An 18,868-nucleotide genomic window follows, 5' to 3' on the forward strand; every position below is an offset into this window, starting at 1 on the left:
CCGGGCGCGAGCACCCGGGCCTCTCCGATACCGCCAGTAAGAAGGCGTTAGCCTCCAGCGCGGTTGCGGTTGCGCTCATGATCGGGCAGGTCTTCAAACCGGCTCTGGGTCATGCCGAGCACAAGGCGCGGCTCGCCGTCCTGCATCTCCAGCTCGACCTGGTCGATATCTACTTCGACCTGTCGCCGGCCGAGACCGAGGAAGCCATTGGTGCGGACAATGACTGCCGCAACATCGGGGTCCGGCTCGGTCATCGCGACGGTGTCGCCACCGCGCGCATAGGCCGTGTCACTGTAGGAACGCACCTGATGCACCGAACCGAGCCGCTCGCCATCAGACGAGAAGACGGGGGTGTCCACCCAGTGATGGCCATCGGTGTAAACGTCGCCGTGGACTTCACCGGAAGCCTGAGCGCGTTGCGTAGCCGCATCCGCCTGAGTTTGCCCGGCAGCACCGGGTTGCGTCTGCGTCTGAGCTTGGGTCTGGGTCTGACCCTGGAGGCCGGCATCAGTCTGCGTTGCCGCGCCGTCCTGGCGATCCTGCCAGGTCCGGTCAGTACGGTCGGTACGGTCGTCCGTGTTCCACATGCCGTCATCATCGTCGCGAGCATGCTCGCGCAGACGCTCAAACTCGGCATTGGACATATCCAGAATGATGCGCTGCTCGCCATCGACGGACGTACGCTGTGCGCTGCCCGCTTCGATCTCGACCTCACGGGTGCCGATACCCAGGAAGCCGCCTGTTTCCACGACGAGGCCGGTGACATCAAGATCCGATGTGTCGCCATCGGTCATGTCAGTGTAAGTGCCGGCATCGGCGCCGCCACGCACACGTTCAACCGAGCCTACGCGCTCGCCGTCATTGGTATAGACAGCGACGTCACGCAGGGGATGGTCATCGCGGAAAGCATCATCGGTAGCAAACGTGCCCCGATCATGGCCGGCCTGCCCCTGAACGCCGGTCTGAGTGTTGGACGCAGGGATCAACCCGCCCTCGTCGTCGTCAGTCCACTGATCGCGATCCTGACGCTGTTGGTCCTGCCAGTCGCGGTCCTGACCGGGCTGCTGGGTGTCGCGATCCTGCCAGTCACGGTCCTGGCCTGTACGATCCTGATCGGCGCGGCCAGGCTGGAGGTGCTGCTGCTGAGTACGGTCCTGCTGGGTGCGCTGGCCATTCCACATACCATCATCTTCGCGGGCATGCTCGCGCATGCGCTCGAACTCCTCGTTCGACATGTCCAGAATGATGCGCTGTTCACCGTTTACCGATGTGCGCGTGGCGTTACCGGCCTCGACGCGCACTTCACGCGTACCGATGCCGAGAAAGCCACCGGTCGAGACCACGAGGCCGTCTACGTCGAGGTCCTCGGTGCGGCCATCAGCCATGTCTGTATACTGGCCGGTTTGGATGCCGCCAGCGACACGATCGACCGTGCCGATGCGTTCGCCATCCCGGCTGTAAACTGCAACGCCTTCAAGCGAATGGCCGTCATCAAACCAGTCACCCGGATTGAACCAATCGTTCTGACGTTCACCAGTGGTGTGCTGACGGTCTCCGGTCGTTTGCTGCTGCGTGGCAGGGTCCTGAACGGGATCCTGGGCGACGCTAGGCGCAGCCACGAGGGCGAGCGCACTGGAGGCAATAAGCATCGTTTTCATTTCGAGCACTCCTGTTGCTGCTTGGGACCGAGACAACAGGGATGCGGCGGGGATGTTCCCCGCCAGCCAACGAAACACTCCGCTCAAGTAAGGAACTTGCGTTACTGGGCAGGCGTTTCAGGGCAACTGCATTCGAGGAAAACCCCGCCTTGCGCCCACGACGTCCCACGCCCCGCACGACTGGCCGCCTGCGCGGCCTGTCTTTATACAATGCGAAAAGCCGCCGCGATTTCCGGCTGCCGCGCCGGGAGCGGGCACGTGCCCGGCAGGCCGGAAGGGGCCGCCGCGCGGCAACTCCGCGAGACATACCCCTCGCCGGATGGCGCGACATCCTGGTAAGAAGCTGGGGCAAGTTCCTGGCCCACAGGCTGCTGCTTATTGCAGCCGGACTGACCTTCTTCGCACTACTGGGCATATTCCCGGCGCTGACGGCGATTGTCTCCGTCTACGGGCTGTTTACCGATCCGGCAAATATCGCGGAGCAACTATCTCTTCTCGAGGGTTTTGTACCCGGCGGCGCGCTGGAGCTGCTCGCTACGCAGATGACCGACATCGCCTCGCGCAGTGATGGGGCTCTGACCTTTGGCCTGATTGCCGGTCTGGCCGTTGCCCTTTGGACAGCGAATGCCGGCATGCGCAACCTCTTCAATGCGCTCAATATCGTGTACGAGGAGGAAGAGACGCGCGGCATGATCCGCATGACCCTGATTTCCCTCGCCTTCACTGCCTGCGTGCTGGTTTTCGCAGGCATCGTCATCGCTCTCATCATAGTGCTTCCGGTGGTGCTGGAGCTTCTTGGTCTTGGCGCGTGGGAAAGCTGGATTCTGCTGGCCCGATGGCCCGCCCTTTTCATCATTGTCACGCTTGGCCTCTCGATCGCCTATCGTTGGGGACCCAGCAGGCGCAAACCGCGCTGGCGCTGGGTCACGCCAGGGGGGCTGCTTGCGACCAGCCTATGGATGATCGCAGCCTTCGCGGTCTCCTGGTACGTGGAGAATTTCGGCCGGTATGACGACACTTACGGGTCTTTCGGGGCCGGGATCGGCTTCATGATGTGGCTATGGGTGTCATCCATCATCGTGCTGCTCGGCGCCCAATTGAACGCGGAGCAGGAACACCAGACGGCGCGTGATACGACCATGCCGCCCGACCGCCCGCTCGGACAGCGCGGGGCCACCGTGGCCGATACTGTCGGCAGGGCCACCGGCGCAAAGGGAACAGACGCGCCGCCAGCCGGTTGATGCGCTCACACAGCCAAGGGCTGCCCGCACCAGCAGGAGAGCACCGATGAACGACAAGCTTCAGCCTGAACAGACTCAAGATCGCCAACCGGGGCGTGAGACCGAAATGGACCCGCAGCCGGAATTCGCGCCCCGGTTTCCCGGGGCGGGACGTCTGAAGGACAAGGTTGCGCTGATCTCCGGCGGAGATAGCGGCATTGGCCGCGCCGTCGCCGTGGCCATGGCGCGCGAAGGGGCCGATATCGCTTTCATTTATCTCGAAGAAGACGAAGACGCCCGCGTAACGGTGAGCCTCATCGAGGACGAAGGCCACCCCGCGCTCTCCCTTGCTGGCGATATCGGGGATGAGCAGTTCTGCCGGGACGCTGTGGCCAGGGTCATGGACCGCTTCGGGCGGCTCGACATTCTGGTGAACAACGCCGCCGAACAACATGAAGTCGATGATCTTGCCGATCTGTCCGCCGAGCAGCTGGAACGCACCTTCAAGACCAATGTCTTTGGCTATTTTTTTCTCACCAAAGCAGCCTTGCCCCACCTGAAAGAGGGCGCAGCCATCATCAACACCACTTCGGTCACCGCCTATCAGGGTCACGACACTCTTCTGGATTACGCGGCCACGCGCGGCGCAATCGTGGCTTTCACGCGCGCGCTTTCCACCCGGTACGTGTCCGACGGCATTCGCGTCAACGCCGTGGCGCCCGGACCTATCTGGACGCCGCTCATCCCCGCCTCCTTCGATGCGGAAGGCGTGGCCGAACACGGCGCCAGCACACCCATGGAAAGACCCGGTCAGCCCAACGAAGTCGCGCCCGCCTATGTGTTTCTGGCAAGCGAAGATGCGTCCTATATGAGCGGACAGGTGCTGCACCCCAATGGCGGGAAGATCGTCGGGTCATGATGCGGGGGAACCGCGTCTGTGGCCGGGCGTTGCGCTGACATGGCAGCTCCACGCACATACTGGACGGGCCATCTGCGCCTGTCGCTCGTATCCATCGATATCGCGCTCTACTCGGCGACCAGCCGGTCCGGGCGCACCTCGCTGCGTCAAATCCACAAGAAGAGCGGACAGCCCATCCGCTACCAGAAGACCGCTGACGGCATCGGCCCGGTTGATGCCGACGAAATCGTCAAAGGGTTTGAGGCACAGAAGGGCAGTTTCGTCATTCTTGAGCCTGAGGAAATCGAGGAGATCAGACTGGAGAGCCAAGATGCGATCCGCATCGTCCAGTTTGTTGACCATCACGAAATCGACCCGCGCTTCTACGACAAACCCTACTATGTCGCCCCGCGCGGCAAGGCCGCCAGCGAGGGTTTTGTCGTGATCCGCGAGGCGTTGCGCTCGGCGAAGAAGACCGCGCTCGGCCAGATGACCACGCGTGGCCGCGAGCACCTGATTGCCATCCGTTCCTGCGGCGATGGCCTGCTGCTGGAGACGCTGCGCTATGCCGATGAGGTGAAGAATTCGAACAGCGTCTTTGCCGATATCGGCAATGTGGACGTCGATGACGAAATGCTCGAACTCGCTGAAGATCTCATTGCCAAAAAAACCGCGCCCTTTGACCCTGGCGCCTTCAGGGATTCCTATGAGGCAGCCTTGCGCGAGCTGATTGAGGAGAAGGCCAAGGGCAAGGCCATTGTCTCGGCCAAGGGCGGGAAGAAAGCAAAATCCGCTCAGGTGATCGACCTGATGGAGGCGCTGAAGAAGTCTGTGAAGGAAGAACGAGCCGGCCGCTCCGGCAAGTCACCTGCCCGCAAGAAGACCGCGGGCAAAACCGCCACGAAGAGCAAGTCGTCATCGTCGCGGAACCGCAAGGCGGGCTAGATGGCGCGCGCTCTCGAGACATACCGCGCGAAGCGGGACTTCTCGAAATCGCCTGAGCCCGCGCCCCGGGCGGGCAAGGCAAAGACCGGACGCAGCTATGTCATTCAGAAGCATGATGCAACCCGGCTGCATTACGACCTGCGGCTGGAACATGATGGCGTGCTGCTGAGCTGGGCCGTCACACGCGGCCCCAGCCTGGATCCGGCAGACAAGCGCCTGGCTGTGCGCACCGAGGATCATCCCGTCAGCTATCGCGACTTTGAAGGTGTCATTCCGCCCGGCCAGTATGGCAGCGGTACGGTGATGCTATGGGATCGCGGCAGCTGGTCCCCCGCCACTGATGATGTGGACGCGGCACTGGAGAAGGGTGAACTTAAATTCAACCTCGAGGGAGAGCGGCTGAAAGGCGAGTGGGTACTGGTGCGCATGAACCGCGAGGGCAAGCGCGAGAACTGGCTGATGATCAAGAAGGCTGATGCGCACGCGGGCAAGCGCGATGCGTCAAGACTCGGATCCACCAGCATCACGACGGGACGCACGCTGGCGGCAATTGCCAGGGCGAAGCCGCAAGCAGGTGGAAAACCGCCCGCCTTCCAGCCCCCTGCCCTGTGCAAGCTGGTGGAAGCCCCGCCGGAGGGACGCGAATGGCTCCACGAGCTCAAATATGACGGCTATCGTCTGCTGGCCGCCGCGGGCGGCGGCAAGGCGCGGCTTTTCACCCGGTCAGGCAAGGACTGGTCACATCGGTTTGGAACCCTGTGCAATAGTCTCGCCGCCATCAACTGCCGCTCGGCCCTGATTGATGGCGAAGCGGCTGTGCTCGGCACAGGGGGCCTGTCAGACTTCTCTGCGCTGCAGGCCGCCCTGTCTGACGGTGAAGGCGATATCGCCTTCTTCGCCTTTGACCTTCTGAAGCTGGATGGCGAGAGCCTCAAATCGCTCCCGCTTGTCGAACGCAAGGCCCGGCTGAAGCGCATGTTGAAGCCTGCAGACGGCGCAGTCCGTTTCGCCGATCATGTGCGCGGCAATGGCGCAGCAGTGTTTGAAAAGGCGTGCAGGCTCGGCGCGGAAGGCACGATCGCCAAGAAGGCCGACAGCGCTTACCGCGCGGGCCGGTCCAGCGGCTGGCTCAAGATCAAGTGCGAGCACCGCGAAGAAGCCGTCATCATCGGCTGGTCACCTTCGGACAAGCCGGGCCGCGAGTTTGCCTCCCTCCTGCTGGCGACCTTTGAAGGCGGTGAATGGGTCTATCGGGGGCGTGTCGGCACCGGCTTCAACGCCAGCTCCCGTGCTACCATTTCGGCGAAGATGAAGCCGCTGGAGCGCAAGTCCGCACCCGCCCCGGTACCCCGCACAATCGCCCGCGATGCGGTGTGGCTGACACCGAAGCTCGTCGCGGAGTTACGCTATTCCGAACGCACGCGCGACGGCCTGTTCCGCCACCCAGCCTTTCTGGGGCTGCGCGAGGACAAGAAAGCGAAAGATGTTTCCGCCGAACCGGACCTGAAAAATGGCTAGGAGCGCCCTCACCCATCCCGACAGGATTTACTACCCCGATGAGGGCATCTCGAAGCGGGATGTACGAGACTATTACCACGATGTGGCAGATCGCTTGCTGCCGCACGCCGCCGGCCGGCCGCTCTCCCTGGTACGCTGTCCTGGCGGCATAGCGGAGGGGTGCTTTTTCCAGCGCCATTACAGCGAAAGCCTGCCTGACGGGATCAAACCTGTATCACTCTACGAGAAGAGCGGGGACAAGGCAGAATACCTGATGATTGAGGACGCCGGCGGGCTTGAGGCGCTGGCCCAGATCGGCGCGCTGGAAATCCACCCCTGGGGCTCCACAGTCCGCGAACTGGAGCAGCCTGAGCGCATCATATTCGACCTTGATCCCGATGCCGGACTGGATTTTTCAGACGTGAAGGCGGCAGCTCTGACTGTAAGCGCACTGCTGGAGGCCGCCGGGCTGACACCTTTCGTCATGCTGACCGGCGGCAAGGGCCTGCACGTGATCGCGCCTCTAATTCCTGAGGCGGACTGGAAGATGGTCAAGGACTTCGCCCGGACGCTCGCGCGGGTGCTGGCAGCGCGCGAGCCGGACCGGTTCGTCGCCGAAGCTGCCAAGAAAAAGCGCGAGGGCCGCATCTTTATCGACTGGCTGCGAAACCAGCGCGGCCAGACTTCCGTCTGCCCTTACAGCCTCAGGGCAAGACCCGGCGCGCCAGTGGCTACCCCGCTTCGCTGGGACGAGCTGGCCCGCGCCGGTTCAGCGTCGGCCTATCGCCTCAAAACCGTCTCCCGGCGTCTGTCCGCGCTGAACGCCGACCCGTGGGACGGCTATTTCGACAGCGCCGAAACCTTATCACCGGCGGCGCTGAAAATTCTCAAGCGGGCATAAGCCCTGTCTGACTGGCGAGCGATAAGGCATGGAACCGAATGTACGCGGAACGGTTGGCCACGGCCTGTTACTCACGTCTGTGAAAGCAAATCGATTGAGGTCTCTCATGATTACCCTCTCCGACGACGTCAAGGATTGCATCGCCATCTGCACGCGCTGTGCGCAGACCTGTCTGGGCGAAGCCATGACCCATTGCCTTGAAAAGGGTGGCGATCATGTGGCGCCCGCCCACTTCAGACACATGATCGCGTGCGCGGAGATGTGCCGCGCTGCTGCTGCCATCATGCTGACCGGCGCGGGCCATCACGCCAGCGTTTGCCGCGTCTGTGCAGAAATCTGTGAGGCATGCGCCCGCGATTGCGAACAGCTTGAAGGCATGGAGGACTGCGCAGCTACCTGCCGCGAATGCGCCGAGAGCTGCCGCGAGATGGCGCAGTAGCGCCCCCCGATATTATGTCCCCGCCTGTTCGCGCCGCGCTGCTTGTCGCCGGATTGGTAACGGCCGGGCTGCTGGTGTGGCAGTTGTCGGGCGTGTTGCTGCTGGCGTTTGCCTCCGCCCTGCTGGCGATCATCTTGCGCAGCTTCGCCGGGCTTTTCGAGAAATTGACCCCCTTGCGGCCCCCTTGGACCGTGGCCTTGGCGGGGCTTCTGATACTGGCCGGCGCGGGTACGTTTCTGACGGTCCTTGGCACGCAGATATATGCGCAAGTCACCAGCCTTGCCGCAAACCTGCCAGATACACTGGATGATTTGGGCACACGGATCGGTATTGACGATTTGCGCGATCACGTGACCGATCAGATCGAGGCGATTGACGCCAATGGTCTCGCAGGGTCACTGGCTGGATACACGTTTGGCGCTTTTGACATGGCGACGACCTTGCTCGTGGTCGTCGTCAGCGGCGTATATCTCGCCATGAGCCCCTCAACCTATCTCAAGGGCGCCGTCCAACTCTTCCCCTCTATCGCCCGCGAGCGGGTGGAGAGAGCGATAAATGTCAGCGGCGGCGCCCTGCAGCGCTGGCTGCTCGGTCAGCTGATCTCGATGACGTTCGTGGGCGTGGTTACTACCCTCGGGCTCTATCTTATCGGCATGCCGTCCGCGCTGGCGCTGGGCCTGCTTGCCGGCCTTGCCGAGTTCGTGCCCCTGGTCGGTCCCATCGCTGCTTCGGTGCCAGCCATCCTGCTCGCGCTGGCGCAGGGCGATAATACCGTCATCTGGGTTATCCTGCTCTTTCTCGGCATTCAGCAGATCGACGGGAATATCGTGGTGCCACTGGTCCAGAAGCGCGCCGTCAAACTGCCGCCGGCCCTGATGCTGTTTTCCATTCTGTCGGCCGGGGCACTATTCGGCATCCCTGGCGTGATCCTTGCCGTGCCGATGGCGGTGCTCGTCTACGTTCTGGTCAAACAGCTCTACATCCGTGACACGCTGCAGGAGGAGACGCCCATCCCCGGTCAGTCCGGGAAACACGACGCCTGAAATTCCGATCGCCCTGGCGACACCGCAGCGCCATCGTCGGGGCAAGGAACAATAACGCCAATCGCCTGTTCGTCTCCCGACGCAAGTTCTGGAGGCTGTCCATGCACCATCTTCACAAACATGATGATCACCGCCACGCGGCCGGGGCCGCTGCAGCCGGTGCGGTAGCGCTGGCCGCGCTTGTCGGCGGATATGTCGCCACGCGCATGATGGCGCGGCGGCGCCACACTTATTCCAGCCCCGAGGATGCGCCGGACAAGACCCTCAAAGGCCACCCGGCCCGAGGCTGGCGCGAGGATACGGTTGTGGGCCGTACCGTCACCATAAACCGCCCGCGCGCCGAGCTTTATGCCTTCTGGCGTGACTTTTCCAATCTGCCCAAATTCATGGAGCACGTTCACTCGGCAGAACAGCTCGATGACGGCCGGACACGCTGGGTCGTGAAATCCCCGATGGGATCACTCGAATTTGAAACCCGCATCACCGAGGAGCGGGAAGGCGAGCTTATCGCCTGGGAGTCAGATCCTGACGCCAAGATACGAAACAGCGGACGAATCGAGTTCCGCGATGCGCCCGGCGGACGCGGAACCCAGGTCGACGCGACAATCGCCTATGATGCGCCGGGCGGAGGTGCCGGCCGGCTGATAGCCAAGCTCTTCCAGAAAGAGCCCAAAATCCAGGCCCGCCGGGAGCTAAAACGTTTCAAACAACTCATGGAAACGGGCGAGATCGCCAATGGGGACATACGCGGCGAACCGGTAGGCATGGTCAAGCGCAAGAAGGCGGCAGCGGCCCGCCAAGCGGCTGCAAAAACCGCCGCCAAGCCCAAAACACCACAAAAAGCCAAATCCACCCCGAAGCAGAAAAACTAGGAGGCCGCCATGCGAGCCCTTGCCTGGCACGGCAAAAAGGATGTCCGTGTCGATACCGTGGAGGATCCCGGCATCATCAACCCGCGAGATGCGGTTATCCGCATTACCTCTACGGCCATCTGCGGGTCTGACCTGCACCTGTATAATGGTCTGATACCCACCCTCCAACCCGGCGACGTCCTGGGGCACGAGTTCATGGGGGAAGTCGTGGAGACCGGGCCGGACAGCACGCTGAAGAAGGGCGAGCGCGTCGTTGTGCCTTTCGTGATTGCCTGCGGGTCGTGCTTCCACTGCGGCAAGCAGCAATTCTCAGCCTGTGACAATTCCAACCCCGCCGACAAGGCGGACATTTCCGAGACGCTATATGGCTATCAGATGAGCGGGCTGTTCGGCTATTCACACATGACCGGCGGCTATGCAGGCGGTCAGGCCGAATATGTACGTGTGCCCTTTTCCGATGTCGGCCCGATCGTGATCCCCGACGGGCTGGACGACGACGACGTCCTGTTCCTTTCCGATATTCTGCCTACCGGCTGGATGGCAGCCGAGAACTGCGACATCGAGGAAGGCGACACCGTTGCCGTGTGGGGTTGCGGTCCGGTGGGCCTGTTCGCCATCCAGAGCGCTCTCATCATGGGTGCCGCGCAGGTCATCGCGATAGATCATTATCCGCACCGGCTGGAACTCGCCAAGCGCCTCGGCGCGAAAGTGATCAATTTCAAGGATGTTCACGTTCACGAAGCGCTGCTGGAAATGACCGGCGGGATCGGACCTGACGCCGTTATCGATGCGGTGGGCATGGAAAGCCATGGCTTCGCCCTGGACAGTGTTTATGACGGCGTCAAGCAGGCCCTCATGCTCGCCACGGACCGCCCCCACGCGCTACGCGACGCCCTGCGGGCCTGCCGCAAAGGGGGACGAGTATCCATCCCGGGTGTGTATGGCGGTATCGTCGACAAATTCCCGATTGGCGCCCTGATGCAGAAAGGACTGACGGTGAAAACCGGACAGACCCATGTGCACAAATATCTGCCCAAACTGCTTGAGATGATCGGGGAGAAGAAAATCGATACGACCTTCCTGATCAGCCATCATATGAGCCTTGAAGACGCGCCGGAAGGATACCGGCTCTTCCTGGAGGAGCAGAACAGCACTACCAAGGTGGTTTTGAAACCGGAATGGGAAAAGCAGCGGGCAAACTGATGCACAGTGCGATATCCGGCACGCGGAACGCATCTGTCTGTCCCGCGTGCCGGGCATCTGCTGCTCAGGCGCGGGATGCAACGCCGGTCTGACTGGAAATCCTCGAAAGCGCGGCACCCGCTGATCCATCACCATCGGCCAGGGCCACATCGCCCAGTGACAGAATACCCACCAGCCGCTTGTCCCGGTTCAGCACGGGCAAGCGGCGTACCTGCAGCTCGCCCAGATTCTGGCAGACATCGCCTGTGTCATCATCCTCGTAACAGTATTTGACACTGTCGCTCATGACCTGGGAGACCGGGGTGTCCGGCCCCATGCCACTCGCTACGGCCCGCACCGCTATGTCCCGGTCCGTGATCATTCCAACAAGACCGTCACCTTCGGCAACCGGCAGGCACCCGGTGTCGATTTCGCTCATGAGGCGAGCGGCCTCCTGGATGGTATGGTCCGGGTTGGTCATGCGGACATCGCGTGTCATTACATCGCTGACTCTCATCTGATCCTCCTTGGTTCACCCAACCCCGGTGGCCAACCGGCCAGCCTTGTCCTTGTTCCCTTGCAGCACCATCGCGGAACCATCGCGGCGGGTGCCGGTTGGTCTGCCCCCGACCGAAGCCTTCGTCAGGCTGTATGAAAGGAAGGAGCGTCCCATGCCCGCCAAATCGAAGAACCAGCAGCAAGCCGCCGGAGCGGCGCTCAGCGCCAAACGCGGCGACACCAAGAAAAGCGACCTCAAGGGTGCGTCCAGGGAGATGTACGAGTCCATGAGCAAGGACGAGCTTGAAGACATGGCTTCCACCCCGCGCAAGGGTAAGCCGACAAAGAAAAAGTCCTCATGACGGAGCAACGTGTGCTGATCCGGACCGACATGAGCAGCCAGCCCGCAGGTTAGTGATGTCCATATTTATCAAAGTGCTCGGCGTGATATTCCTGCTTGCAGGGCTGGCATTGTCCTGGTCGCCCATCCCTGTGGGGATCCTGCTCATACCGCTCGGTGCCGCAATGATCGTGGCCACCTCCAGCCACGCCAAGAAATGGCTCCACCACCTGCGCGTCAATAATCCGAAGCTTGATCGCTGGCTGTGCAAGATGGAGGGCAAGGTGCCTGAACGCATTGCCCGCCCTCTCCATGAAACCGATGCCAACAACGACAACCGTTAGCAGCAACGAACATGGAACAAAGCGTCTCCTGACTTGTTGGCCGCACCGACGCCAGATTTTCAGACGGCTTGTTCAGGATATTGACATGTTTAGGTTTTCTTCACTTCTCATTGACGACCGGACCGCGCCGGAGGGTGCGCGATGAGCAGGAAATTGTCCCGGCTGGTGCTTGTATCCAACCGCGTGCCTGTCGGGGAGACAACGCCCGGCGGTCTGGCCGTCGCGTTGAAAGACGCCCTGTCCACCCGGCAGGTCCTGTGGTTCGGCTGGAGCGGCGGACTGACGGACAAGACGGGCGCTGGCCTGACCTCCATCCGGCGCGGCAATGTCGAATATGCCGTCACCGATCTCACCACGGACGAGTATGAAGGTTACTACGCCGGGTACGCGAACAAAGCCCTGTGGCCCAGCTTCCACTACCGGCTCGATCTGGCCGAATATCAACCCGACGAGTTCGCCACCTACATGGCGGTGAATGCCCGCTTCGCCCGCGAATTGTTCGAGCGGATCTCGCCCAGCGACCAGATATGGATACATGACTATCACCTCATCCCGCTGGCAGCCGAGCTACGCAAGTTTGGCGTGACCAATCCGATCGGATTCTTCTCTCACATTCCCTTTCCCTCACCGGAAATCTTCCGTGCCATACCCCAGCACGCCGCGCTGGCGAGCGGGCTGATGGCATGCGACCTGGTAGGCTTTCAATCGGACCGGGACCGCAGCAACTTTGAGCGCTATGCGGCAGAACAGGCCGCCATGTCGGCCCTGCCGGCGAACGCCCCGCAAACAGGCGGCAGCCGAATGAGGGCTATGGCCTTCCCGATAGGTATCGATGCGGTCGGGTTTGCGAAAGAAGCTGAAACCAGCGCCGGGTGCGCGCCCGCCGCACTGGTGGGGGCTGGCAAGTGCCTGATCCTGGGCGTGGACCGTATGGACTATTCCAAGGGCCTCGTTGAACGGGTGACGGCCATAGAGACGCTGCTCGACAGCCGGCCTGATCTGTGTGAGCGGGTAAGCTATATTCAGGTCACACCGCCCAGCCGCGGAGAGGTGGACGCCTACGCCCAGCTGCGCATCGAGCTGGAGACCTGCATCGGCCATGTCAACGGCCGCTTCACTACGCTGGACTGGGCGCCTGTGCGCTATCTGGCACAAGGACTGCCACGAAACGAGCTCGCGGGCCTTTACCGCGACGCAGCAGTAGGCCTCGTCACCCCGTTGCGCGATGGCATGAACCTCGTGGCCAAGGAATTTGTAGCCGCGCAAGACCCCCGCAATCCCGGCGTTCTGGTGCTCTCCGAATTCGCTGGCGTGGCAGAACAGCTGCCGGAAGCCCTGATCATCAATCCCCATGATCCTGCCCAGCAGGCGCGTGCCATTGAGCATGCGCTGGCCATGCCCCTGCCTGAGCGACAGGAACGCCATGCAGCCATGATGGACACGCTAAACCGCTATGATGCCTCGTGGTGGTGTGGCGCATTCCTGCAAGAGCTGGCAGTGGCCACGTCAAGGAGTTCCGCGGTTCAGGCCGGGGCCGCCCACGCACACAATGAGCCACTGACGGCGCCGCAGATTGCGGCCGGTGCGCTGGCGGTGGCCGGGTGCCGTTTGTCGGGAAGCTAGAAAGCCCGGAGCCATCTACCGGAACAACAACGCGCGCCCGCTGTTGGAAAGCTTCCACTCGCTATAACGCCAAGGAGGCCCCGATGAAAATCCGGCTGAAACCCCTCTCACAGCAAACCATCGTCATTACCGGCGGCAGTTCCGGCATCGGGCTGTGCACGGCCCGGCTGGCCGCAGAAGAAGGCGCGCGCGTCGTCATCATCTCACGCAATGAAGAGGCTCTGACCAGTGTTGTGGAGCAGATCAAGGCCAGCGGCGGCGAGGCTGACTACATCGTCGCCGATGTCGGCGATCGTGATGCCATGCGTGATGCGGTCGATACGGTAATCGAGCGCCATGGCGGCTTTGACACCTGGGTCAACAATGCCGGCGTCGGGATCTATGCCACGCTGGAAGAGACCAGCGACGAGGATCACCATCGCATCTTTCAGACCAATTACTGGGGCGTGGTCTATGGATCTCTGGAAGCCCTGCGCCATCTCAAGGAGCGCGGCGGCGCGCTGATCAATATCGGGTCCATTTCTTCAGAAATGCCGGCCCCCATACTCAGCGCCTACACGGCCTCGAAATTTGCCGTGAAGGGATTTACCGACTCCCTCCGGCTCGAACTCATGCACGAGAAGGCCCCAGTGGCCGTCACGCTGATAAAGCCGAGCGGCATTCACACACCGTTCGGCGAGCATGCGAAAAACTACATGACCGCCCGCTCGCAGGTTCCGCCGCCCGTCTACCATCCCAAACTCGTTGCCAAGGCCATCCTGCACTGCGCCGAGCACCCGACCCGCGACGTGCTGGTAGGTGCCTCCGGCTTTGCCCAGACGATGATGGCAAAATTCATGCCCGGTCTCTCCGACCGGCTGTTCTCCTGGGCCTTCTACAAGACCGCCCTGGACGAGAACTTGCCCAAGCGCAATGCACCGGGCCTGCACAATCCCGGCTCTGACGGCAAGGAGCTCGGTGATCAGGACGACCCGATCCTCGAGGTCAGCCCCTACACCGCCGCGCAGCTGCACCCCAAAGCCACGTTTGCGATCGGTGCGGGCATTGCGGCGCTGGCAGCGGCCCTTGTCATCAAGCGCAAGGAAGTCGGCAAGCTGGTGAAGGCCTAGCGCCCTAGGATTTCTCCTCGTCAGCCTCCTGATCCTTGCCATTCCTGTCGATGCTGGTGAGGAGCAGGAGGCTGGCAAAATTGATCAGCGATAGCACCAGCGCGATGCTGATCCGGCCAAATCCTACCGCGACGCCGATAGCGCCTGCATTCCAGATGGTCGCGGCTGTCACCAGGCCGTGCACTGAACCATTGTGCTTCAGGATGGCGCCGCCACCGATAAATCCAATGCCCGTGATGACGCCCTGCAGGACCCGGGCGCGTGCCTCGACTTCACTCGCATCCGCAGTAGCAATTACTAGCGCGAAGCCGCAGGCAGCCATCGCCACCACCGGCAGGGTACGAAATCCGGTGTTGTGAGGGCCGTGGCCCCGCTCCCAGGCGATCGGCAGGGTGAGAAGAAAGGCCAGCAATACCTTCAACAGGTCAATGCCCAGACGTTCCATGTCAGGAACGATCTCCTGCAATAACTCCATACCGTCCTTACGCCTCCACCGGATCGCCTCAGAATAACGCCCTTGAAACCTGACAGACCGGGTTCGGTTCCGCGCGGAACAAGACGGGCAATCTGATGTTTTGGCCTCGGCTTTAAGAGCAGCGTCGGGAGGACCCCATGAAAGAAGCAGGCGAGACATCGGCTCTCAGGCCGTTGCATTGGCCCGCCGGCGTGCTTGGATTCGCGCTCGGGGGCTTTTTCGATGGCATCGTGCTGCACCAGATACTGCAATGGCACCACCTGCTTAGTGGACTGGACACAGGCCGGGGCGGATTGCGGTTTCAGATACTCGCCGATGGCGTGTTCCATGCGTTGATGTATGCCGTGGCGTTGGCAGGACTGGTCTGGCTTTGGCGGACGCGGAGCGCCCTTCACCGTCCGGGCGCGGGGCGCCGGTTACTCGCTGCCATGCTGGCCGGTTTTGGCGTCTGGCACGTTGTCGATACGCTTCTGTCTCACTGGATTCTCGGCATACACCGCATCCGCATGGACGCGCCCGATCCGCTGTTCTGGGACGTGATATGGCTTGCCCTGTTCGGGCTCTTGCCAATGGTGGCCAGCGTCCTTCTGTGGCGCCGCGGTACGCCATCTCGAACCGGGCCGCTGACGGCGATGCTACTGGCCGGCGGAACCGTACTGGCAGGGATTGGCTCAAGCCTGCCACCGCGCGGACAGAACGGCGTTTCGGTGGTGTTCGCGCCAGGCACCAGTCAGGCCGATATATTCACGGCTGCTGCCCTGCTGGACGCTAGGGTGGTCGGAGCCGATCCGACGGGAACGGTCTGGACCTTTCACCTTCCCGGAGAGCGCTCCCCCTTCACGCTGTACCGCCACGGCGCGATTTTTGTCGGAGGTGCGGGGCCGGCAGCCTGCCTGAGCTGGGCCGAGCTGCCGCCAGCAGACAATATAACCTAAATTATCGGAACGCAGGCATGTCTCAGACGTAAGTTCGGTGGGCGGAATGAACCGAATCTGAACGAGGCATTTCACCGAAGGAAGGGTGGCCGTCCCCTCATGGAACACGCATCCGGGTTGCAATCAGAAATACTCGATCTCCTGCCATCACTCAAAGCGTTCGCCTTCTCTCTGGCGCGTGACAGCAGTGATGCCGACGATCTGGTACAGGAGACACTCGCCAAGGCCCTGACCAATATCGACCGTTTCGAGCCGGGCACCAATTTACGCGCCTGGCTTTTCACCATATTGCGGAACACCTTTTACAATGCGCATCACCGCCGCGTCCGTGAACCGGCCATGCCGGTCGAGGACATGCCCGCTTCCCGGTGCAAGCCGGAACAGGAATGGTGCCTCAAGCTGAAAGATGTCCACGAGGCGATCGCCAAACTGCCCATCCAGCAGCGCGAGGCGCTGATGCTCGTCGGCGGGGCGGGATTCAGCTACATCGAAGCGGCTGAAGTGCTGGGCTGCGCCGTGGGAACTATCAAGAGCCGCGTCAATCGCGGCCGGATGCAGCTGCTGGCCCTGCTCGACTGCGAAACCGAGCTTGAGTTTCTCGAAGAGAAAGCGAGCTAGCTCTTACCGTCTTCCGGATCGGGTTTGGCCCGGAGCGCGGCACGCTGGCGGTCTAGCGCCTGCGCAAGCTTACGTACCTCCTCGGGCATATCACCTTTGCCGTAAGCGGCATAAAGCTCGCGCAGCTGCCGGTCCAGCTGCTCTGCCTTCGCGATGTCGTCCTGCTTGTCCGAACCTGCACCGCGAGACGCAGGGGAACCATTTGATTTTTCTGTATCCATACTCGTAGCGCTTTTGCGGGGTAATAAGTTTTGTTACGCAACCTAGTTCCGTATGGATCACACAAATCAGATTTTTGAACTACTGACAATGTTAGCCGATGGGCTTTGCAAAAACCTGGCGGAGGCAACCGGCCAGAGCAACGGGGCTGAGCGGCTTCCTGACCAGGAAGGTCCCTGTATCGGCGCAAAACTCGCTATGCTGGCCTGGCCGGGAGGTCACAAGCACCACTGGTACGCTCAACGCCTGGCGGATATGGTTCACCGCGCTGGCGCCGGTTTCCTCACCATCCAGCTCCGCGTCGGTGATGACCAGATCCGGCAGGGAAGATGATGCAGAGGCAATCACCTCGCGCGGCGAGCTGAACGGACCGACCGGCTCAAAACCCAGCTCCTCCACCAGATCATGGAGCTGCTGCGCCATCACGACATCCGGTGCGAAAATCAGAACTCTGCGCGACCAGCCAAACCCGGTCAGAACATGTGCGCGGCCGATAGCGGCTTCGAGCTCGCGTTCAGACACGCCCGTAATTTCGGCCGCCTCCCGGAGCGAGAATCCCTCAAAGACGCACAGCAGCAGCGCCGCGCGGTCTATGGGACAAAGCTTGGCAAGCAGATAATCGAGCCTGTTGGTGGGGGTAAAGCCCGGCCGATCAACGGGTATCCAGCATTTGTGCAGCGCCTTGAATAGCTGGATACGAGCCGAAGCGTGATTGCGTCTGTCCGAAGGCATTAATTGCCTCAGCGCGTCCACCAGCAATTCATCGGCTTCGTCAGCATCGAGACTAAGAAACCTGGCGTATCGGCGGACCGAGCCAAGTTGAACTGTAATTTCACCATCCATGTTTGAGGGGCCTTTGTTGCGTGTTTGCCCGCAATCCCTCTGATTGAGCAAGTTAATACATTGGAGGCTGCGCGGCTAGCTCAAAACAGTCGGAACGTTTTTCGTTGAAACAAATCGGGCACCAATCGGTTGATTAATAACGCCGATAGCATAAGGCCTGTTCTGCATGGCAAAATCTCCCACTACCGTGGACCAGTTGAGGCACGACATCGACCGGGGCCGCACGCATGACAAGGTCGATTTTCCTGACCCCGCGGCCGCGCCTCTGGGTGCCGATGAAGAAGCCGCCGGCACGCAGGTGACGCCCTCACAAGCCAGGCAAGCACGCCGGGATGAGGCTGGCCGGCCGGCCGGCAAGGCCGGAGCGCCCGGACTGGAAAGCAATCCACGCAAGGCCAACCTCTTCCTCCTGCTCGGCGCCGCCCTCGCCGGCACTCTGGCGCTCCTCGCTCTGGTCACATGACCGGCCTCCAAAGGTAAGTGCATGGACGCCCGCACGGGTTTCCGGCGGGCGTCCCTGATCACGCTGGACCGCAGAGGCTCAGTGCCTAGGCGGCCTGCTTGTTCACCTGGCTTTCCGCCAGCTTCGTCAGCTTCTTGTCGGTGTTTTTCTCCTCCTCGAGCGTTTCCTCGAGAAGCTTGCGGCTGTCTTCATGACCAAGCTCGCTCGCCCATTGGCACAACGTACCGTAGCGGGCGATCTCATAATGCTCGACCGCCTGGGCACCGGCGAGCAGCGCGGCAGTCAGCACATCCTTGTCCTTGATCTCGTCCATCAGCTCCTCGGCCTCGTCGATAATGCCCTCGATGGCCGGGCACTCCTCGCCTTCAGCTTTTTTCCCCAGCTGTTCGAAAACCTTCTCGAGGCGGCGGACCTGCTCCTCGGTTTCCGTCTTGTGCGTTTCGAACGCAGCCTTCAGGTCAGTGTTGTCGACCTTTTCGGCCATCTTCGGCAGCGCATTCACGATGCGCTTTTCGGCGTAATAAATGTCGCGAAGCCCATGGATGAAAAGGTCTTCTTTTGTCTTGATGCTCATTTTGCGGCTCTCCCTGCTGGGTGGTTGGAGGCCGGTGAACAATGCGGGCAGGCAATGGTTCCAACGCACGTCACGCAAGATCAGGCGCGTGTGACAGCTCACTGAAAAAATGCCGGAACGCACGGAACAATGAGGCCGGCCAACGATTTCCCGTTCAGCGAGCCGGCTTCCC

Annotated in this window: 22 protein-coding genes; 16 read left to right on the top strand and 6 right to left on the bottom strand. The window is 61.7% G+C overall.

The genetic code is table 11. From position 1 onward, the window contains the following. Positions 1 to 47: 47 nt before the first annotated feature. On the bottom strand, positions 48 to 1,658 hold the full coding sequence (locus ACQ5ID_RS09285) for a PRC-barrel domain-containing protein (protein ID WP_429912169.1): 1,611 nt from the start codon (positions 1,656 to 1,658) through the stop codon (positions 48 to 50). Positions 1,659 to 1,807: 149 nt separating this feature from the next. Between ACQ5ID_RS09285 and ACQ5ID_RS09290 the strand changes: the two genes are divergently transcribed. The 9 genes from ACQ5ID_RS09290 (at position 1,808) to ACQ5ID_RS09330 (ending at position 10,676) form a co-directional block, all read left to right on the top strand. Further along, positions 1,808 to 2,899 (top strand): YihY/virulence factor BrkB family protein, encoded by a 1,092-nt coding sequence (locus tag ACQ5ID_RS09290; RefSeq protein WP_429912170.1) that lies wholly within the window; start codon positions 1,808 to 1,810, stop codon positions 2,897 to 2,899. Between the two features lie 46 nt (positions 2,900 to 2,945). Then, complete coding sequence (locus ACQ5ID_RS09295; RefSeq protein ID WP_429912171.1) at positions 2,946 to 3,797, top strand: SDR family oxidoreductase; 852 nt, start codon at positions 2,946 to 2,948, stop codon at positions 3,795 to 3,797. 39 nt (positions 3,798 to 3,836) lie between these two features. Next, positions 3,837 to 4,721, top strand: coding sequence for a Ku protein (locus ACQ5ID_RS09300; RefSeq protein WP_429912172.1), 885 nt, complete (start codon positions 3,837 to 3,839; stop codon positions 4,719 to 4,721). Continuing rightward, on the top strand, positions 4,722 to 6,239 hold the full coding sequence (gene ligD, locus ACQ5ID_RS09305; RefSeq protein WP_429912173.1) for a non-homologous end-joining DNA ligase: 1,518 nt from the start codon (positions 4,722 to 4,724) through the stop codon (positions 6,237 to 6,239). It abuts the gene before it with no gap. Further along, a complete protein-coding gene (ligD, locus tag ACQ5ID_RS09310; RefSeq protein WP_429912174.1) occupies positions 6,232 to 7,119 on the top strand; it encodes a non-homologous end-joining DNA ligase in 888 nt (295 codons plus the stop codon). Before ligD (ACQ5ID_RS09305) ends, ligD (ACQ5ID_RS09310) begins: the two co-directional genes overlap by 8 nt. 106 nt (positions 7,120 to 7,225) lie before the next feature. Then, entirely contained in the window at positions 7,226 to 7,558 is a 333-nt protein-coding gene (locus ACQ5ID_RS09315) for a four-helix bundle copper-binding protein (protein WP_429912175.1), read from the top strand. A 14-nt stretch (positions 7,559 to 7,572) separates the two neighbouring features. Further along, complete coding sequence (locus ACQ5ID_RS09320; protein ID WP_429912176.1) at positions 7,573 to 8,601, top strand: AI-2E family transporter; 1,029 nt, start codon at positions 7,573 to 7,575, stop codon at positions 8,599 to 8,601. A 101-nt stretch (positions 8,602 to 8,702) separates the two neighbouring features. Beyond that, entirely contained in the window at positions 8,703 to 9,473 is a 771-nt protein-coding gene (locus tag ACQ5ID_RS09325; RefSeq protein ID WP_429912177.1) for an SRPBCC family protein, read from the top strand. Between the two features lie 9 nt (positions 9,474 to 9,482). Further along, positions 9,483 to 10,676 (top strand): zinc-dependent alcohol dehydrogenase, encoded by a 1,194-nt coding sequence (locus ACQ5ID_RS09330; protein WP_429912178.1) that lies wholly within the window; start codon positions 9,483 to 9,485, stop codon positions 10,674 to 10,676. Positions 10,677 to 10,740: 64 nt separating this feature from the next. On the opposite strand, the gene ACQ5ID_RS09335 is transcribed toward ACQ5ID_RS09330, so the two are convergent. Then, positions 10,741 to 11,172 (bottom strand): CBS domain-containing protein, encoded by a 432-nt coding sequence (locus ACQ5ID_RS09335; RefSeq protein ID WP_429912179.1) that lies wholly within the window; start codon positions 11,170 to 11,172, stop codon positions 10,741 to 10,743. A gap of 154 nt (positions 11,173 to 11,326) precedes the next feature. On the opposite strand from ACQ5ID_RS09335, the gene ACQ5ID_RS09340 reads away from it, so the two are divergent. The 4 genes from ACQ5ID_RS09340 to ACQ5ID_RS09355 all read left to right on the top strand — a co-directional run bounded on the left by ACQ5ID_RS09340 (position 11,327) and on the right by ACQ5ID_RS09355 (position 14,569). Further along, positions 11,327 to 11,515 (top strand): DUF3008 family protein, encoded by a 189-nt coding sequence (locus tag ACQ5ID_RS09340; protein ID WP_429912180.1) that lies wholly within the window; start codon positions 11,327 to 11,329, stop codon positions 11,513 to 11,515. Positions 11,516 to 11,570: 55 nt separating this feature from the next. Next, a complete protein-coding gene (locus ACQ5ID_RS09345) occupies positions 11,571 to 11,837 on the top strand; it encodes a hypothetical protein (protein WP_429912181.1) in 267 nt (88 codons plus the stop codon). A 141-nt stretch (positions 11,838 to 11,978) separates the two neighbouring features. Next, complete coding sequence (locus tag ACQ5ID_RS09350) at positions 11,979 to 13,460, top strand: alpha,alpha-trehalose-phosphate synthase (UDP-forming) (RefSeq protein WP_429912182.1); 1,482 nt, start codon at positions 11,979 to 11,981, stop codon at positions 13,458 to 13,460. Between the two features lie 83 nt (positions 13,461 to 13,543). Further along, positions 13,544 to 14,569 carry an SDR family oxidoreductase gene (locus ACQ5ID_RS09355; RefSeq protein WP_429912183.1) on the top strand — a complete coding sequence of 342 codons (1,026 nt, stop codon included), beginning with the start codon at positions 13,544 to 13,546 and terminating at the stop codon, positions 14,567 to 14,569. Between the two features lie 4 nt (positions 14,570 to 14,573). Here ACQ5ID_RS09355 and ACQ5ID_RS09360 read toward each other — a convergent pair whose 3' ends face one another. Continuing rightward, a complete protein-coding gene (locus ACQ5ID_RS09360) occupies positions 14,574 to 15,014 on the bottom strand; it encodes an MgtC/SapB family protein (RefSeq protein WP_429912184.1) in 441 nt (146 codons plus the stop codon). A 167-nt stretch (positions 15,015 to 15,181) separates the two neighbouring features. Between ACQ5ID_RS09360 and ACQ5ID_RS09365 the strand changes: the two genes are divergently transcribed. Both ACQ5ID_RS09365 and ACQ5ID_RS09370 read left to right on the top strand, forming a co-directional pair. After that, positions 15,182 to 15,979, top strand: a complete 798-nt coding sequence (locus ACQ5ID_RS09365; RefSeq protein ID WP_429912185.1) for a DUF2243 domain-containing protein — start codon at positions 15,182 to 15,184, stop codon at positions 15,977 to 15,979. A gap of 99 nt (positions 15,980 to 16,078) precedes the next feature. After that, positions 16,079 to 16,597, top strand: coding sequence for a sigma-70 family RNA polymerase sigma factor (locus ACQ5ID_RS09370; RefSeq protein WP_429912186.1), 519 nt, complete (start codon positions 16,079 to 16,081; stop codon positions 16,595 to 16,597). On the opposite strand, the gene ACQ5ID_RS09375 is transcribed toward ACQ5ID_RS09370, so the two are convergent. Together ACQ5ID_RS09375 and ACQ5ID_RS09380 are read right to left on the bottom strand one after the other, a co-directional pair. Further along, positions 16,594 to 16,818: a hypothetical protein gene (locus tag ACQ5ID_RS09375; protein WP_429912187.1), complete on the bottom strand. Its 225-nt coding sequence runs from the start codon at positions 16,816 to 16,818 to the stop codon at positions 16,594 to 16,596. The two genes, ACQ5ID_RS09370 and ACQ5ID_RS09375, sit on opposite strands and share 4 nt — an antisense overlap. A 91-nt stretch (positions 16,819 to 16,909) precedes the next feature. Next, positions 16,910 to 17,659: a sigma factor-like helix-turn-helix DNA-binding protein gene (locus ACQ5ID_RS09380; RefSeq protein ID WP_429912188.1), complete on the bottom strand. Its 750-nt coding sequence runs from the start codon at positions 17,657 to 17,659 to the stop codon at positions 16,910 to 16,912. 166 nt (positions 17,660 to 17,825) lie between these two features. Here ACQ5ID_RS09380 and ACQ5ID_RS09385 point away from each other — a divergent pair, with 166 nt between their 5' ends. Beyond that, a complete protein-coding gene (locus tag ACQ5ID_RS09385; RefSeq protein WP_429912189.1) occupies positions 17,826 to 18,122 on the top strand; it encodes a hypothetical protein in 297 nt (98 codons plus the stop codon). 85 nt (positions 18,123 to 18,207) lie between these two features. Here ACQ5ID_RS09385 and ACQ5ID_RS09390 read toward each other — a convergent pair whose 3' ends face one another. Next, positions 18,208 to 18,696, bottom strand: a complete 489-nt coding sequence (locus ACQ5ID_RS09390) for a ferritin-like domain-containing protein (protein ID WP_429912190.1) — start codon at positions 18,694 to 18,696, stop codon at positions 18,208 to 18,210. Positions 18,697 to 18,868 lie beyond the last annotated feature (172 nt).

Origin of the sequence: Glycocaulis sp., from assembly GCF_050485565.1 — a bacterium.
In the GTDB taxonomy this organism is placed as follows: Bacteria; Pseudomonadota; Alphaproteobacteria; order Caulobacterales; family Maricaulaceae; genus Glycocaulis.

What these genes read in the sequence shown, in the direction of transcription:
- ACQ5ID_RS09285 (WP_429912169.1), bottom strand. Translation starts at nt 1,658, where the DNA reads ATGAAAACGATGCTTATTGCCTCCAGTGCGCTCGCCCTCGTGGCTGCG.
- ACQ5ID_RS09295 (WP_429912171.1), top strand. Translation starts at nt 2,946, where the DNA reads ATGAACGACAAGCTTCAGCCTGAACAGACTCAAGATCGCCAACCGGGG.
- ACQ5ID_RS09300 (WP_429912172.1), top strand. Translation starts at nt 3,837, where the DNA reads ATGGCAGCTCCACGCACATACTGGACGGGCCATCTGCGCCTGTCGCTC.
- ligD (WP_429912173.1), top strand. Translation starts at nt 4,722, where the DNA reads ATGGCGCGCGCTCTCGAGACATACCGCGCGAAGCGGGACTTCTCGAAA.
- ligD (WP_429912174.1), top strand. Translation starts at nt 6,232, where the DNA reads ATGGCTAGGAGCGCCCTCACCCATCCCGACAGGATTTACTACCCCGAT.
- ACQ5ID_RS09315 (WP_429912175.1), top strand. Translation starts at nt 7,226, where the DNA reads ATGATTACCCTCTCCGACGACGTCAAGGATTGCATCGCCATCTGCACG.
- ACQ5ID_RS09320 (WP_429912176.1), top strand. Translation starts at nt 7,573, where the DNA reads ATGTCCCCGCCTGTTCGCGCCGCGCTGCTTGTCGCCGGATTGGTAACG.
- ACQ5ID_RS09325 (WP_429912177.1), top strand. Translation starts at nt 8,703, where the DNA reads ATGCACCATCTTCACAAACATGATGATCACCGCCACGCGGCCGGGGCC.
- ACQ5ID_RS09330 (WP_429912178.1), top strand. Translation starts at nt 9,483, where the DNA reads ATGCGAGCCCTTGCCTGGCACGGCAAAAAGGATGTCCGTGTCGATACC.
- ACQ5ID_RS09335 (WP_429912179.1), bottom strand. Translation starts at nt 11,172, where the DNA reads ATGAGAGTCAGCGATGTAATGACACGCGATGTCCGCATGACCAACCCG.
- ACQ5ID_RS09340 (WP_429912180.1), top strand. Translation starts at nt 11,327, where the DNA reads ATGCCCGCCAAATCGAAGAACCAGCAGCAAGCCGCCGGAGCGGCGCTC.
- ACQ5ID_RS09345 (WP_429912181.1), top strand. Translation starts at nt 11,571, where the DNA reads ATGTCCATATTTATCAAAGTGCTCGGCGTGATATTCCTGCTTGCAGGG.
- ACQ5ID_RS09350 (WP_429912182.1), top strand. Translation starts at nt 11,979, where the DNA reads ATGAGCAGGAAATTGTCCCGGCTGGTGCTTGTATCCAACCGCGTGCCT.
- ACQ5ID_RS09355 (WP_429912183.1), top strand. Translation starts at nt 13,544, where the DNA reads ATGAAAATCCGGCTGAAACCCCTCTCACAGCAAACCATCGTCATTACC.
- ACQ5ID_RS09360 (WP_429912184.1), bottom strand. Translation starts at nt 15,014, where the DNA reads ATGGAACGTCTGGGCATTGACCTGTTGAAGGTATTGCTGGCCTTTCTT.
- ACQ5ID_RS09365 (WP_429912185.1), top strand. Translation starts at nt 15,182, where the DNA reads ATGAAAGAAGCAGGCGAGACATCGGCTCTCAGGCCGTTGCATTGGCCC.
- ACQ5ID_RS09370 (WP_429912186.1), top strand. Translation starts at nt 16,079, where the DNA reads ATGGAACACGCATCCGGGTTGCAATCAGAAATACTCGATCTCCTGCCA.
- ACQ5ID_RS09375 (WP_429912187.1), bottom strand. Translation starts at nt 16,818, where the DNA reads ATGGATACAGAAAAATCAAATGGTTCCCCTGCGTCTCGCGGTGCAGGT.
- ACQ5ID_RS09380 (WP_429912188.1), bottom strand. Translation starts at nt 17,659, where the DNA reads ATGGATGGTGAAATTACAGTTCAACTTGGCTCGGTCCGCCGATACGCC.
- ACQ5ID_RS09385 (WP_429912189.1), top strand. Translation starts at nt 17,826, where the DNA reads ATGGCAAAATCTCCCACTACCGTGGACCAGTTGAGGCACGACATCGAC.
- ACQ5ID_RS09390 (WP_429912190.1), bottom strand. Translation starts at nt 18,696, where the DNA reads ATGAGCATCAAGACAAAAGAAGACCTTTTCATCCATGGGCTTCGCGAC.